13 protein-coding genes are annotated in these 14559 nt (G+C 69.5%); 11 read left to right on the forward strand and 2 right to left on the reverse strand.

Annotation, left to right across the window (positions count from 1 at the left end; all coding sequences use genetic code 11):
* Positions 1 to 36: 36 nt before the first annotated feature.
* The 6 genes from HUW10_RS12750 (at position 37) to HUW10_RS12775 (ending at position 7531) form a co-directional block, all read left to right on the forward strand.
* Positions 37 to 756 (forward strand): response regulator, encoded by a 720-nt coding sequence (locus tag HUW10_RS12750; RefSeq protein ID WP_174503854.1) that lies wholly within the window; start codon positions 37 to 39, stop codon positions 754 to 756.
* On the forward strand, positions 753 to 2117 hold the full coding sequence (locus tag HUW10_RS12755; RefSeq protein WP_174503855.1) for an ATP-binding protein: 1365 nt from the start codon (positions 753 to 755) through the stop codon (positions 2115 to 2117). Before HUW10_RS12750 ends, HUW10_RS12755 begins: the two co-directional genes overlap by 4 nt.
* 378 nt (positions 2118 to 2495) lie before the next feature.
* Entirely contained in the window at positions 2496 to 3815 is a 1320-nt protein-coding gene (locus HUW10_RS12760; protein WP_174503856.1) for an MFS transporter, read from the forward strand.
* A 67-nt stretch (positions 3816 to 3882) separates the two neighbouring features.
* The gene (locus HUW10_RS12765; protein ID WP_174503857.1) at positions 3883 to 4710 is read left to right on the forward strand and encodes a xanthine dehydrogenase family protein subunit M; all 828 of its coding nucleotides are present in this window, start codon (positions 3883 to 3885) and stop codon (positions 4708 to 4710) included.
* Positions 4707 to 5180 carry a (2Fe-2S)-binding protein gene (locus HUW10_RS12770; RefSeq protein ID WP_174503858.1) on the forward strand — a complete coding sequence of 158 codons (474 nt, stop codon included), beginning with the start codon at positions 4707 to 4709 and terminating at the stop codon, positions 5178 to 5180. Before HUW10_RS12765 ends, HUW10_RS12770 begins: the two co-directional genes overlap by 4 nt.
* Positions 5177 to 7531, forward strand: coding sequence for a xanthine dehydrogenase family protein molybdopterin-binding subunit (locus tag HUW10_RS12775; protein WP_174503859.1), 2355 nt, complete (start codon positions 5177 to 5179; stop codon positions 7529 to 7531). Before HUW10_RS12770 ends, HUW10_RS12775 begins: the two co-directional genes overlap by 4 nt.
* Before the next feature lie 245 nt (positions 7532 to 7776).
* Here HUW10_RS12775 and HUW10_RS12780 read toward each other — a convergent pair whose 3' ends face one another.
* Together HUW10_RS12780 and queC are read right to left on the reverse strand one after the other, a co-directional pair.
* A complete protein-coding gene (locus HUW10_RS12780) occupies positions 7777 to 9189 on the reverse strand; it encodes a nitronate monooxygenase family protein (protein WP_174503860.1) in 1413 nt (470 codons plus the stop codon).
* A gap of 267 nt (positions 9190 to 9456) precedes the next feature.
* A complete protein-coding gene (queC, locus tag HUW10_RS12785) occupies positions 9457 to 10200 on the reverse strand; it encodes a 7-cyano-7-deazaguanine synthase QueC (RefSeq protein ID WP_174503861.1) in 744 nt (247 codons plus the stop codon).
* Between the two features lie 267 nt (positions 10201 to 10467).
* Here queC and HUW10_RS12790 point away from each other — a divergent pair, with 267 nt between their 5' ends.
* The 5 genes from HUW10_RS12790 to coxB all read left to right on the forward strand — a co-directional run bounded on the left by HUW10_RS12790 (position 10468) and on the right by coxB (position 14532).
* The gene (locus HUW10_RS12790) at positions 10468 to 11235 is read left to right on the forward strand and encodes a molybdopterin-synthase adenylyltransferase MoeB (protein ID WP_174503862.1); all 768 of its coding nucleotides are present in this window, start codon (positions 10468 to 10470) and stop codon (positions 11233 to 11235) included.
* On the forward strand, positions 11222 to 11770 hold the full coding sequence (locus HUW10_RS12795) for an SH3 domain-containing protein (protein WP_236656376.1): 549 nt from the start codon (positions 11222 to 11224) through the stop codon (positions 11768 to 11770). The genes HUW10_RS12790 and HUW10_RS12795 overlap by 14 nt, the downstream gene beginning before the upstream one ends.
* 119 nt (positions 11771 to 11889) lie before the next feature.
* On the forward strand, positions 11890 to 12540 hold the full coding sequence (locus HUW10_RS12800; RefSeq protein ID WP_174503863.1) for a GcrA family cell cycle regulator: 651 nt from the start codon (positions 11890 to 11892) through the stop codon (positions 12538 to 12540).
* Positions 12541 to 12715: 175 nt separating this feature from the next.
* Complete coding sequence (locus HUW10_RS12805; RefSeq protein WP_174503864.1) at positions 12716 to 13417, forward strand: class I SAM-dependent methyltransferase; 702 nt, start codon at positions 12716 to 12718, stop codon at positions 13415 to 13417.
* Between the two features lie 164 nt (positions 13418 to 13581).
* Positions 13582 to 14532, forward strand: coding sequence for a cytochrome c oxidase subunit II (coxB, locus tag HUW10_RS12810; RefSeq protein ID WP_174503865.1), 951 nt, complete (start codon positions 13582 to 13584; stop codon positions 14530 to 14532).
* Positions 14533 to 14559 lie beyond the last annotated feature (27 nt).

Consider the following 14559-nt stretch of genomic DNA (forward strand, 5'->3'; position numbering starts at 1 on the left):
CCCCAAGGCGAAACGAATTCGGCTATTGTAACAGCCATGGAGACAATGCCCCATATTCTGGTGGTCGATGACGACCACGACATCCGCGAGTTGCTGGCGCGGTTTCTCGAACGCCAGCGCTTCCGCGTTACCGCCGTGCGCGATGCGCGCGAGGCGCGGCGGGCCTTTCTCAACGGGCATTACCAGCTCGTCGTGCTCGACCTGATGCTGCCGGGGGAGCCGGGAATCGATTTCGCCCGCTGGCTGCGCGAGGATTCGCAGGTGCCGATCATCATGCTGACGGCGCTCGGCAAGGAGCCGGACCGGATCATCGGGCTCGAACTCGGCGCCGATGATTACGTGACCAAGCCGTTCAACCCGCGCGAGCTGGTGGCGCGGATTCGCGCCGTGCTGCGCCGGGTGGGCGAGGGCGACGCGCACGGGCACGAGACCTCGGCGCGGCATTACCGCTTCGCCGGCTGGACGCTGGAGACCGCGCGGCGCCGGCTGGTCGACCCGCACGGGATCGAGGTGCCGCTGACCGGCGGGGAATACGACCTGCTGCTCGCCCTGCTCGACCGGCCCAACCGGGTGCTGACGCGCGACATGCTGCTCGACCTGCTGCGCGGGCGGCAGGCGGGGCCGTTCGACCGGGCCATCGACGTCGCGATCTCGCGGCTGCGGCGCAAGCTGGAGGATGACGGCCGCCGCGCGCAGATCATCAAGACGGTGCGCGGCGGCGGCTATGTCCTGGCTGCTGCCGTCGAGCGGTCATGAGGCCAGGATGGTGGCGGCCCGGCCGGTTCTGGCCGGCGAGCCTTGCCTGGCGCACCGGGCTCACGCTGCTGGTCGGCTTCTCGGTCATCCAGGCGGTCGGCCTCGGCATTCATGTGCTCAACCAGATCGACGTGAACCGGGTGGTGGCGGAGCGGGCGATCGCCTCGCGGGACGGGGCGATCTATCGGCGGGTGGCGGGCGCGCCGCCGGACCGGCGGGCGGCGATCGTCGCGTCCATCAACGGCGAGGGGGGCGACCGGGTGAGCCTCGACGCCAGCCCGCCCTTCATCGGCAGTTTCACCCTGCCGCTGCCGACGCGGCAGATGATCCAGGGCTCGCTGCTCGCCTTTCCGACGCCGGAATTCCTCCAGCCGCGCCAGGTGGTGATGCGCGGCAGCATGTCGCCCGCCACCCTGATCCTGAGTTTCCAGCTGCCCGACAGCCCGGACTGGCTGACGGTGCGCAGCCCGTTCCGGCCGAGCCCGCCCTGGGAGCAGCCGGGCTTCGCCAGCGCCTTCCTGGTGATGTTCGTGCTGGGCGGGCTGCTGATTTTCTGGGGGGTGGTCCGGCTGACGGCGCCGGTGCGGACACTGGCGGCGGCGGCGGAGCAGCTTGGCCGCGACATCGCCCACGCGCCCGCCCTGCCGGAGCGCGGGCCGGTGGAGATCGCCACCGCGGCGCTGGCCTTCAATACCATGGCCGCGCGCATCCGCCGCTTCGTCGAGGACCGGACCTTCCTGCTCACCGCGATCGGCCATGATTTGCGGACCCCGATCACGCGGCTGCGGCTGCGGGCGGAATTCCTGGAGGATGACGCGCAGCGGGACAAGATCCTCGCCGATCTCGCCGAGCTGGAGGCGATGCTGGCCGCGACCATCGCCTTTGGCCGCGACGTGGCGCAGACTGAGGCGTCGGTCCCGGTCGATCTCGCGATCCTGCTGCGCACGGTGATCGACGAGACCGCCGATATCGCGCCGGGGGCGGCGCGGCGGATGCGGTATCAGGGGCCGGATCATGTCACCATCCGCGGGCGGCCGCTGGCGCTCAAGCGGGCTTTCGCCAACCTGATCGGCAATGCGGTGAAATACGGCCAGGCCGCGCGGGTGACGTTGCAGCGGGCCGAGCGGCACACGATGCGGATCGATATCGAGGATGACGGGCCGGGCGTGCCGCCGGGCGAGCTGGAGCGGGTGTTCGAGCCGTTCCGCCGGCTGGAGACCAGCCGCAACCGCGAGACCGGCGGCTCGGGGCTGGGGCTGGCCATCGCCCGCAACGCGATCCGCGCGCATGGCGGCGACATCACGCTGGCGAACCGGCCGGGCGGCAAGGGGCTGATCGCCAGCGTCTATCTGCCGGAGTGAGGCGAAGCGCCGATCTTTACGAGGCGGCGGCTTCGAGGTTGCGATCGCTTCCAAAAGATTAAGGAGAATACAGACATTTTCCCGATACCGTGATAAAAATGGCATGGATACTGCATTTTTTTCTTGCGGGTTGCTTGTGTGGGGCCATATCGTAAGCGGAAGAAACATTCTCCGGCGCCGGTTCGTGGCGCCTGAAACGCGAGTCGCCGCTCGTCCCGGTTGAGGGTGCGCGGCGGGCCGGTCGTCCCCGCGGGGACCGGCGCCGGAGTGACGCCATGTCGTTCATCCGGCCGCAACCCAAGACCCGTCCGGCCTGCGCCGCGCCGCTCTCACTGGCGGGCCGCCGCCGTTGCGGGCCGACTGAAAGCGAGGCCTCACATGTCGCAACAAGCATCCGCCGCCGCCACACCCTCTCCACAATCCGGGCGGCTCAAGCAGCACCACACGCTCTCGCTCAGCAATCTCGGCGCCGGGACCATCGGCAATGTGCTCGAATGGTACGATTTCGGGCTTTACGGCTATCTCGCGCCGATGATCGGCAGCCTGTTCTTTCCCTCGGCCGACAAGATCGCCTCGCTGCTCGGCGCTTATGGCGGCTTTGCCATCGGGTTCATGATGCGGCCGATCGGCGGCGTGCTGTTCGGCCATCTGGGCGACCGGGTGGGGCGGCAGACCGTGCTGGTGACCTCGGTGGTGATGATGGGGCTGGCGACCACGGCGGTCGGGCTGTTGCCGACCTATCAGCAGATCGGCTTCTGGGCGCCGGTGCTGCTGCTGGTGGTGCGGTTGTTCCAGGGCCTGTCGGTGGGCGGGGAGTTCACCGGCTCGGTGTCGTATCTGGTGGAGACCGCGCCTGCCAACCGGCGGGGCTTTGCCGGCAGTTTCGCCAATTTCGGCTCGACCGGGGGCTATCTGCTCGCCGCCGGCTTCGCCGCGCTGACCACGCTGTTCGCCGGGAACCATGCGGTGCAGGGCTGGGCCTGGCGGCTGCCGTTCCTGGCCGGCGGGGTGCTCGCGGTGCTGGCCTATCTGGTGCGCTCGCGGCTGACCGATACCGGCTACGAGCCGGACAAGGCGGCGAAGGACGACGAGTTGCCGATCCGCCAGGCGTTCCGCCGCAGCCCGAGGATCATGCTGCTGGCGATGCTGTTCACCTGGGGCTATGGCGTGGCGGATTATCTCACCCTCGTGTTCCTGCCGACCTTCGGGGCGAAGTTCGGCGCGATTTCGGACAGCCGGGCCCTGGAGATCGTCACCGTGACGCAGCTGTTCGTGCTGGTGCTGATCCCGCTTGCGGGCTGGCTGACGGATCACTGGATCCTGCGCCGCTCCTGGCTCATCGGCAGTTTCGGCCTGTTGCTGGTGCTGGCCCTGCCGTTCTTCGCGATGGCGGAGCACGCGATGACGCCGTTCGCCATCGCCCAGGTGATTTCGGGCCTGCTGCTCGGCGCGATCATGGGGGTGGCGCCGGCGATGCTCTCCGAGCAGTTCCGCTCGGAATACCGGCTGTCGGGCTATTCGCTGGCGTTCAATGTCGGGCTCGGGATCGGCGGCGGGACCGCGCCGCTGATCGCCACAGCACTGATCGGGCTGACCGGGTTCAAGCTCGCCGCCGGCGCCTATCTGCTGGTGGGGTGCGCGATGTCGCTCGTGGCGCTGTGGATGCTGAAGGATCGCTGCCGCCAGCCCTTGAGGTGAGCGCGGTGTGGCGGCGGGGCGATTGACGCGCCCGCCGCGATGGGACAGGGTTTCGGACGGAAATGTCATGAAATCTGCTCCATTCGATTATGTTCGTGCCGGGTCGGTCGCCGAGGCGATCGGCCTGCTTGCCGCCCGCGAGGGGGCGGTGCTGCTGGCCGGCGGGCAGAGCCTGCTGCCGGCGCTCAATTTCCGGCTGTCGGCGCCCAGCCTGCTGGTCGATATCGGCCGGATCGAGACGCTGCGGCGGATCGAGGTGACGGCGACGATGCTGCGGATCGGCGCCGGCTGCACCCATGCGATGCTGCTCGAAGCCCCCGAGATCGCCGCCCATGCGCCGCTGATCGCAACCGCGCTCGCCCATGTCGCGCATCCGGCGATCCGCACCCGGGGGACCATCGGCGGCAGCCTCGCCAATGCCGATCCGGCGGCGGAACTGCCGGCCTGCATGCTGGTGCTCGATGCGACGATCATCGCCGAGGGGAAAGCCGGCGCGCGGCGGATCGCGGCGGCGGATTTTTTCACCGGATTGTTCGGGACGGCGCTGGAGCCGGGGGAGATTCTCACCGCGGTGGAGATTCCGCTGGTGAAGGGGCGGCTGCATGGCTTCGCCGAGCTGGCGCGGCGGCACGGGGATTACGCGCTGGTCGGGCTCGCCGCCGCGGTCGAGGGGCGCATCGTGCGGCTCGGGTTCTTCGCGGTCGGCCACGCGGCGCTGCGCGCGCCGGCGGCGGAGCGCGCGCTTGCAGACGGGGTTGCGGGGATCGAGGCGGCGTGCGCGGCACTCGCGGAGGATTTGCCGGCGCATGCGGACCCGGAGATTTCGGCGCCGGTGCGGCTGCACCTGGCGCGGGTGCTGCTGCGGCGGGTGATGAAGGAATGTCTGGCTCCATGACGGCGATATCCCTGATCGTGAATGGCGAGCGCATCGAGGCCGAGGTGCCGGCGCGGCTGCATCTCGCCGATTTCCTGCGCGAGCGGCTCGGCCTGACCGGCACGCATCTCGGCTGCGAGCATGGCGTGTGTGGCGCCTGCACGGTGCGGCTGGACGGGGCGATCGTGCGCGGCTGCCTCGTGCTCGCGGTGCAGGCGGCGGGGTGCGTGGTCGAGACCATCGAGGGGGTGTCGGATTCGGGCGAGCTGGCGGATTTGCAGGAGGCGTTCTGGCGGCGCAATGCGCTGCAATGCGGCTATTGCACGCCGGGGATGATGCTGGCGGCGGCGGATTTCCTCGCCCATGCGCCCGATCCGACCGACCGCGCGGCGATCCGCGCGCATCTTTCGGGCAATTACTGCCGCTGCACCGGGTATGAGGCGATCATCGACGCGGTCGAGGCGACGGCGCGGGCGCGGAGGGCGGCATGAACGGCGCCGACCGGCCGATCGGGCGGGCGATGGCGCGGCCGGATGCGCGGCGGCTGACCCAGGGGCGCGGGCTGTTCGCCAGCGACATCGCGCTGCCGCGCATGGTGCATGCGGCGTTCCTGCGATCGCCCTACGCGCATGCGCAGATCAGGGCGATCGACCTCGCGCCGGCGCGGGCGATGCAGGGCGTGGTCGGCGTGTTCGACGCGGCGGCGCTGGAGGGGCGGTGCGCGCCGTGGGTCGGTGTGCTGACCCATCTCAAGGGGTTGAAATCGGCGCCGCAATATCCGCTGGCGCGCGGGCGGGTGCGGTTCCAGGGCGAGCCGGTGGCGATGGTGGTGGCGGCGAGCCGGGCCGAGGCGGAGGATGCGGCGGAGCGGATTGTCGTGGACTACGATCCGTTGCCGCCGGTGGTCGATCCGCTGGACGCCCTGGCACCGGGGGCGGCGGCGATCCATCCCGAACTCGGGGACAATCTCGCCTTCGCGCGGACGATCGAGGCGGGCGGCGGGGCGGCGGCGGTCGACGCGGCGGCGGAGCGCGTGGCGCTGGAGTTCGATTTCGCCCGTCATACCGGGGTGACGCTGGAGCCGCGCGCGCTGGTGGCGGACTGGAACGAGGGCGAGCAGCGGCTGACCGTGCATCTCGGCACCCAGGTGCCGCACATGTTCCAGACCGTGCTGGCGACACTGCTCGGCCTTGCCGAGCGGCAAGTGCGGGTGATCGGGCCGGATGTCGGCGGGTCGTTCGGTATCAAGATCCATGTCTATCCCGACGAGATGGCGGCGGTGGCGGCGAGCCGCATCCTGCGCCGGCCGGTGCGGTTCGTGGCCGACCGGCTGGAGAGTTTCACCGGCGATATCCATGCGCGCGGGCACTGTGTTTCGGCGCGGATCGGGGTTGCGGCGGACGGGCGGATCGAGGGGTTCGCGGTGGATGATCTGACCGGGGTCGGGCCGTATTCGGCCTATCCGCGCACCTCGGCGGTGGAGGCGAACCAGGTGATCAACCTGGTCGGCGGGCCGTATGCGTTCGCGCATTACGCGGCGCGGGCGCGGGTGGTGTTCCAGACCAAGGCGATGATGTCGCAATATCGCGCGGTGGGGCATCCGATCGCGACGGCGGTGACCGAGGCGCTGGTGGACGAGGCGGCGCGGCGGCGGGGAATCGACCCGGTCGAGATGCGGCGGCGCAACCTGATCGCCGACGACGCCTATCCCTGCGTCTCGCCGGCGGGGATGAGGTTCGAGGCGCTGTCGCACCATGCCTGTCTCGACGAGCTGGTCCGGCTGATGGAGTACGACGCGCTGCGGGCGGAGCAGGCAGGGCAGCGGGCGCGCGGGGTGTGGCGGGGCATCGGGATTGCGAGTTTCATCGAGATCACCAATCCGGGGGCGGCGTTCTACGGCGTTGGCGGGGCGCGGATCGCGGCGCAGGACGGGGCGACGGCGCGGCTGGATGCGGCCGGCGACGTGGTGCTGCTCTCCGGCACCACCGAGCAGGGGCAGGGGACGACGACGATGCTCGCCCAGGTGACGGCCGCGGCGATGGGGGTGGACCCGGCGCGGGTGCTGGTGAAGCTCGGCGATACCGATGCCACACCCTATGGCGGCGGCACCTGGGCTTCGCGCGGGGCGGGGGTGGGCGGCGAGGCGGCGTTTCGCGCCGCATCTGCGCTGCGGCAGGGCGTGCTGGCGCTGGCCGCGAGCATCCTGCAGGCCGCACCGGAGGCGCTCGATATCAGGGATGGCGTGATCGTGGACGCGGCGGGCGGGGCCGAGCGGATGAGCCTCGCCGAGCTGGCGCGCATCGCCCATTTCCGCCCCGACACGCTGCCGCTTGGGGTGGAGCCGGCGCTGGTCGCGAGCCGGCATTACGTGCCGCGGGACTATCCGTTCGCCTTTACCAACGGGGTGCAGGCTTCGGTGGTGGAGGTGGACGCCGAGACCGGTTTCGTGCGGCTGCTGAAGCACTACGTGGTCGAGGATTGCGGGACGATCATCAACCCGTTGCTGGTGGACGAGCAGATTCGCGGCGGCGTGGTGCAGGGGCTGGGGGCGGCGCTGTTCGAGGAATGCCGCTACGATTCCGAGGGGCAGATGCTGAACGCGACGATGGCGGATTATCTCGTGCCGATGGCGGCCGAGATGCCGGACATCGTGATCGGCCATGTCTGCACGCCGACGCGGGAGAGCCATATCGGCGCCAAGGGCGTGGGCGAGGCCGGCACTGCCGCCGCCGCCGCCGCGGTGCTGAACGCGGTGAACGACGCGCTCTCGCCGCGCGGCGCGCGGATCACTTCACTGCCGATCACCCCCGCCCGCGTGCTGGCCGCCCTCGGCATCGGCTGAGGGCGGCGAGATCGTGGGGCCGGAAGCGGTCAGCTTCCGGAAAGCAACGGAAGCGGTCAGCTTCCGGAAAGCAACAGAAGCGGTCAGCTTCCGGTAGGCAACGGAAGCGGTCAGCTTCCGGAAAGCAACAGAAGCGGTCAGCTTCCGGAAAGCAACAGAAGCGGTCAGCTTCCGGAAAGCAACGGAAGCGGTCAGCTTCCGGTAGGCAACGGAAGCGGTCAGCTTCCGGTAGGCAAGGGAAGCGGTCAGCGGCCGGTGAGGATCCGTTCGACGAGCTGCTTCACCGAGGGGATGAAGCCGTTGGAGTAGAACGGGTCGGTCGCGAAGCGGTAGCCGTTATGGCCGCTGAACATCAGGTTCTGGTCGACCGAATCGGGGTCGTTATGGGTGTGGGCGATGTCCTGCAGGGTTTTCTGGATGCAGAAGCTGCGCGGGTCGGCCTTCTTGCCGTTGGAGAAATCGGGCTCCTCCTGCGACCAGTTGGAGAAGCGGCACTGCGAGAGGCAGCCCATGCAGTTCACCTGGTCGCGCCGGATGTCCTCGGCGGCTTCGGGGCTTTCGAAGATGAGGGTGGAATCCGGGGTGCGCATCGCCTCGGTGAAGCCCTCGCGCTCCCAGGCGTGGACGTCCTTGAGGTCGGCCGGGGTGAGCCAGACCGGGCGCTTGCGCGGGCCGACGCCGTATTCCTCGGTATGTTCGCCGACCGGCTCGGTGGTGTAGGCGACCTGCCGCTCGTTGCGGGCGCGCAGGCCCTGGATGAAGCCGTTGTTCACCGCGCTGGAATAGAAGCCGGTGGGCGAGAAGCGGTTGAGATAGACATCGCCCTGCTTCAGGGTGAGGAGCTTCTGCTTCCAGAGATCGCTGATCGGGCTTTCCTTCGTCAGCAGCGGGCGGGTGCCGAACTGGAAGGCGACGGGGCCAAGCTCGGGATTGTCGATCCAGTCTTCCCATTCCTCCAGCCACCAGACGCCGCCGGCCATGATGATCGGCGTTTCGTCGAGGCCGAAGGCGCGCATCTGCCGGCGCAGCTCGATGACGCGGGGCAGCGGGCTTTCGGGCCTGGTCGGGTCTTCGGAATTGGACAGGCCGTTATGGCCGCCGGCGAGCCAGGGGTCTTCGTAGACGACGCCGCCGAGGAGTTCCGCCGCCTTGTGATAGGCGCGGCGCCACAGCGCGTTGAAGGCGCGGGCGGAGGAGACGATCGGGTAGTAGTGGATGTTGAATTTCGAGGCGATTTCGGACAGCCGGTAGGGCATGCCGGCGCCGCAGGTGATGCCGTTCACCAGGCCCTTCGCCCCTTCGAGAATGCCGGTGATGACGCGCTCGGCACCGCCCATTTCCCAGAGGATGTTGGCGTGGATGCGCCCCTGGCCGCCGGATTCCTCGTGCGCGCGGCGGGCCTGGGCGATGCCGCCCTCGATCGCGTAGGCGACCAGCTCGTCGTGCCGGGCGCGGCGGGTGGTGCCGCGATAGACTTGCGGGATCGGCCGGCCGGCATCGTCGTAGCTGTCGGCGTTGACGGCGCTGAACGTGCCGACGCCGCCCGAGGCGGCCCAGCTTCCGGCGGAAAGCCCGTTCGAGACCGCCACACCCTTGCCGCCCTCGACCAGCGGGAGAACCTCGACGCCACCCATCCTGATCGCATTGATCGTCTTCATCGTCTCGCTAACCTGTGCGCCACCCGTGCGGCGCTCTCGTGAGTTTCAACACAACCAGCCTTCTGCCGATATCGCGCTGCGGACCGCGGACCTGGCGGACGGGACGCCAGCCTCGCTCCGGCGGGAGATGCCGCCGGCGCGCCGGTGTGGCGTCCTGTCCCGGCCTGCGGTGCGGCGACGCGACCGTCTGCACCACCCGGATACGTATTCATATCATCAAATGGATGCACGAGAAACAGCCGGACGGGCCACCAGCATACGAAACTGTCACAAGCCAGTCACAAAATCCGCCCCGCGCCCGGCGCGCCATCGCTGCCAGCCGGCGGCGCGCAGGTCGCAGGCGGGGCAGGCGCCGCAGCCATGGCCCCATTCGTGCAGGACCGAGCGGTCGCCGCGGTAGCAGCTGTGGCTGAGGGTGCGCAGCGCCTCGACCAGCGCGCCACCGCCGAGGCTGGCCGCGAGATCCCAGGTGGCTTCCTTGTCGCGATACATCAGCGGGGTCTCGATCGTGACCGCGCGGTCGAGGCCGAGGGTGAGGCCGAGCTGCATGGCCTGCATCGTGGTGTTCCGGCAGTCGGGGTAGCCGGAATAGTCGGTCTCGCACATGCCGCCGACCAGGGTGGGGATGCCGCGGCGATAGGCGAGGGCGGCGGCATAGGTGAGGAAGAGCAGGTTGCGGCCGGGGACGAAGGTGTTGGGCAGGCCGGATTCGGTGGTCTCGATCTCGATCTCGGCGGTCATCGCGGTGGTGCCGATCGTGGCGAGGGCGGCGCTGAGGTCGAGCATCGTGTCGGCGCCGAGGGTGGCGCGCCAGGGGCGCAGGGCCGCGATGGCGGCGCGCAGCGGGGCGCGGCACTCCAGCTCGACCGCGTGGCGCTGGCCGTAGAAGAAGCCGATCGTCTCGACCCGGTCGTAGCGGTCGAGCGCCCAGGCGAGGCAGGTGCCGCTGTCCTGGCCGCCGGAGAAGAGGACGAGTGCCGCGCTGGCGGCTTCCTGGGGGGGCGTGGTCATCGGGGGAGGATGCCGGGCGGGGCGGTTGCGATCAAGCGGGATCGGGGCGGTGCTGGCGGTGGTGTTGATATGGAGCGGGCGCGGTCGCCGCGTTGTTGTCGATATAGAGGGGGCGCGCCGAGCGCGGTGGTATTGGTATAGAGCGGGCGCGTTTTCCGCGTTGGTATTGATATGGAGCGGGCGCGCCGAGCGCGTTGTTGTCGGTATGGAGCGGGCGCGCCGAGCGCGCCCTTGCGAACGGCGGCGGGCGATGCGAATCTGTGCAGCATGGATCTGGATTTTACCGAAACCGAAATCGCGCGGTATTCGCGCCACATCCTGCTGCGCGAGGTGGGCGGGACCGGGCAGGCGCGGTTGCGCGCGGCCTCGGTGCTGATCATCGGCGCGGGCGGGCTCGGCTCGCCGGCGGCACTTTATCTCGCGGCAGCCGGGGTGGGGCGGATTTCCATCATCGATGACGACGTGCTGGAACTCTCCAATCTCCAGCGGCAGATCGCCCACGGGGTCGCGTTTCTCGGCGCGCCGAAGGTGGAGAGTGCGGCGGCGACGATGCGCGGGCTCAACCCGGAGGTCAGCGTCACCCCGATACGCGCCCGGCTGGAGGCGGGGAATGTCGGCGAACTGGTCGCCGCGCACGACATCGTGCTCGACGGGACCGACAATTTCGCGACCCGATTCCTCGTCGCCGATGCTTGCGTCGCGGCGCGGCGGACGCTGGTTTCGGCGGCGGTGCTGCGCTTCGAGGGGCAGATTTCCACCTTCAAGCCGCATGCCGGGCCGGAATGCCCCTGTTATCGGTGCCTCTATCCCGAGGCGCCGCCGGCCGGCATGGTGCCGACCTGTTCGGAGGCCGGGGTGCTCGGCCCGGTGACGGGGGTGATGGGGACGTTGCAGGCGACCGAGGCGATGAAGGAGATCCTGGGCATCGGCACCTCGCTGGCGGGGCGGCTGCTGCTGTGGGACGCGCTGGACATGCGGTTCCGGACGATCACGGTGCCGCGCGCGCCGGGATGCGGCGGCTGTGGCGGCGTCTAGGCGCGGGCGGTTCCGCCTGCTGACGGGCGCCGCACTCGCGGCGGCGGCGCTGCTGCTCGGCGCCTGGCAGGCACCGCCGGCCGGGACGGGACCGGGGCCGGCCAAGGGATCGGCGACCGGCTGGCCGGTGCCGCGCTTCGAGAGTTTCCGCTCGAAGGAAATCTACATGCGGGCGGGGCCGGGCTTCCAGTATCCGATCGTCTGGGTCTATCACCGCTTCGACCTGCCGGTGGAGGTGACGGGGGAGTTCAACGTGTGGCGGCACGTGGTCGCCCCCGATGGCGGCGATGGCTGGGTGCACGAGGCGCTGCTGCACGGGGTGCGCAGCTTCATCGTGACCGCGACGCGGGGCACGCTGCGGGCGGCGCCGCGGCGGGACGCGGCGGCGGTGGCCTATCTCGACAAGGGGGTGCTCGGCGTGATCCGCAGCTGCCAGGCGGGCGCGACATGGTGCCGGGTCGAGGCCGGACATCGGACCGGATGGCTCCGGCGGGACGCGTTCTGGGGCAGCTTCGCCGGCGAGGCGGTGAAATAAACAGCATCAGGGAAAGGGTTTTCCACAGAAATCTCGCAAGGGTCGCTCAACTAGATGTTGAGAACGAGGCGCCGCTCGGCTACAGAATGTTGTAGTAAAAGAGAGGGGCAGGACAGGCCATGGAATGGACCGACGAGATCGTTTCCCGTCTCCGCCAGCTTTGGGACGAAGGGCTTTCGACCGCTGAAATCGGCCGGCGGCTGAACATTTCCAAGAATTCGGTGGTCGGCAAGGCGCATCGGCTCGACCTGCCGGCGCGGCCCTCGCCGATCCGGCGCGATCCCTCGGGGGCGGCGTCCGCGCGGCCGGCGCCGGCGCGGGTGACCGGGCCGACCCTGCCTTCGCTCGCAGTGCCGGCCGAGCCGGCCCTGCCCTCGCTCGCAGTGCCGGCCGAGCCGGCCCTGCCCTCGCTCGCGGTGCCGGCCGGGCCGGCCTCGTCCACTGCGCCTGCCCCGGCCTCGGTCTCCTCTCCTGCCGCCATCGCAGCGATGCCGGCGGCCGAGACCGAGATCAGGACGGTTGCTCCTTCGCGGCCGGCGGCCCCCGCGCGGGCGGTGCCGACGCGGCCGACCCTGGTGTCGTCGCGCCCGGTGCAGCCGCAGCCCCGGGCCACCGCGCGCGTGCCGGCCTGCTGCTGGCCGATCGGCGAGCCGGGGACGGCGAGTTTCCGCTTCTGCGGCGATCCGGCACTGGCCAACAAGCCGTATTGCCAGCCGCATGCCGAGATCGCCTATGTTCGTGTGCGGGACCGCCGCGAGGACGTCGCCTGAGGCATTTTGCCGGCCCGGAGGCGATCCGGGCTTGCGCATGAAGCCAGCCTGAAGCAGTGTCGCGGCAAATGCGTCCGGGAGGGGCGGCGATCGGGGTTGGCGCGGCTCTGCCAGGGGTGCGGCGCCTCGCTTCGTGCGGTTCGGGCGGCAGCAGCGACAGGAGCGGTCTGCGGGTATGAGCGAAGCATATAACGATGCGCCGGGCGCCGTGGATGCCGAAGGGCGCGGATCGTCGCTCGACGCGGATGCGGTGCGGGCGGCCTATCGCCGCTGGGCGGGCGTCTATGACCGGGTGTTCGGCGCGGTGTCCGCCCCGGCGCGGCGGGCGGCGGTGGCCGCGGTGAACGCGGCCGAGGGGGTCGAGGTTCTGGAGGTGGGGGTCGGCACCGGGCTGGCCCTGCCGCATTACCGCCCGGAAAAACGGATCACCGGCATCGACCTTTCCACCGACATGCTGGAGCGCGCCCGCGCGCGGGTGGCCCGCGAGGGGCTGGGCAATGTGCGCCAGCTGCTGGAGCTGGACGCCGAGGCGACCGGGTTCGAGGATCACCGCTTCGACATCGCGGTGGCGATGTTCGTGGCCTCCGTGGTGCCGAACCCGCGCCGGCTGGCGGCCGAGCTGCGGCGGGTGGTGCGGCCGGGCGGGCTGATCCTGTTCGTCAATCATTTCGCCGCCGAATCGGGGCCGATGGCGCTGGTCGAGCGGGCGCTGGCGCCGGCCTCGCGGGCGTTGGGATGGCACCCGGATTTCGCCATCGAGCGGCTGATCCCGGCGGAGCAGCGCAAGGCGGCGACGGCGGTGCCGATGTGGCCGTTCGGGCTGTTCCGGCTGGTCTCGCTGAGCAACCCTGATCCCGCATCGGTGCGGCCGGGTTAATCGCACAGATGGCTTGATCGCGCGATGCGTGTGTTATATCCCATTCGTTGAATGCGCGTGAACCGGGCGTAATCCGCTCCGTGTGCGCCATGGCTTGTTTTTCACCCAACTGACCTGGACGGTCGCGCTGAACGCGGCCCGAGCACACGGAATTGGCGGAGCTGATGAAACGATCCAATCAATATCTGTTCATGGGCCTGATCGGCCTCGCGGTGGCGATCGCCGCGACGCAGCCGGCCCTCGCCGACGCGAAGAACGCCGTGGGCTTTCCGGTTCACGCGCCGCGGCCGTGGGAGTGGTGGTTCCAGCCGGCGGCCAGCCCGATCCAGAAGAATATCGACTGGCTGATGCAGTTCGTGCTCTGGCTCATGGCGGGCGTGGTCGGGCTGGTCGGCCTGCTGCTGGGGATCGTGATCGTGCGGTTCCGTGCCTCCAAGAACCCGGTGGCCTCGACGACGACGCACAACACGCTGATCGAGGTGGTCTGGACGGTGGTGCCGGCGCTGCTGCTGATCGTGATCTTCGTGCCCTCGCTCAACCTGATCTACGAGCAGTCGAACTACAAGCATTCCTACATGACCGTGAAGGTGACCGGTCACCAGTGGTACTGGGAATACGACTACCCCACCGCCAAGGGGGTCGATTTCACCTCGTATCCGGTGCCGGACAACCAGATCAAGCCGGGGCAGATCGCGCGGCTCTCGGTCGATCATCCGCTGGTGGTGCCGGCGAACAAGAAGATCGTGTTCAAGATCACCAGCTCCGACGTGCTGCACTCGTTCTTCATCCCCTCGCTCGGCGTCCAGCGCTATGCGATTCCGGGGCAGTACTGGAAGCAGTGGACGCAGATCGACGCGCCGGGTGTATATTATGGAGAATGTAACCAGATCTGTGGCATGAACCACGATAACATGCCGATCGAGATCGTTGCGTTGCCGATGAAGGAATTTCAGGCGTGGCTGGCCGAGGCGAAAGCCGATGCCGCCCAGGGCAATGTGCCGCCGGTGCACAAGTATGAGGTGCTGGCCCTGAAGGCGGCGGCGCAGAAGGCGGCTTCGGCCGGCACCGCGGGGATCGCGCTGGCGAGCGCGGGCCCGGCGGAAACCACGCGATAAATCGTAGTCGGCGAATCAGGAGCATAT

The sequence above is a fragment of the Acidiphilium sp. C61 genome (assembly GCF_905116885.1).
GTDB lineage: Bacteria > Pseudomonadota > Alphaproteobacteria > Acetobacterales > Acetobacteraceae > Acidiphilium.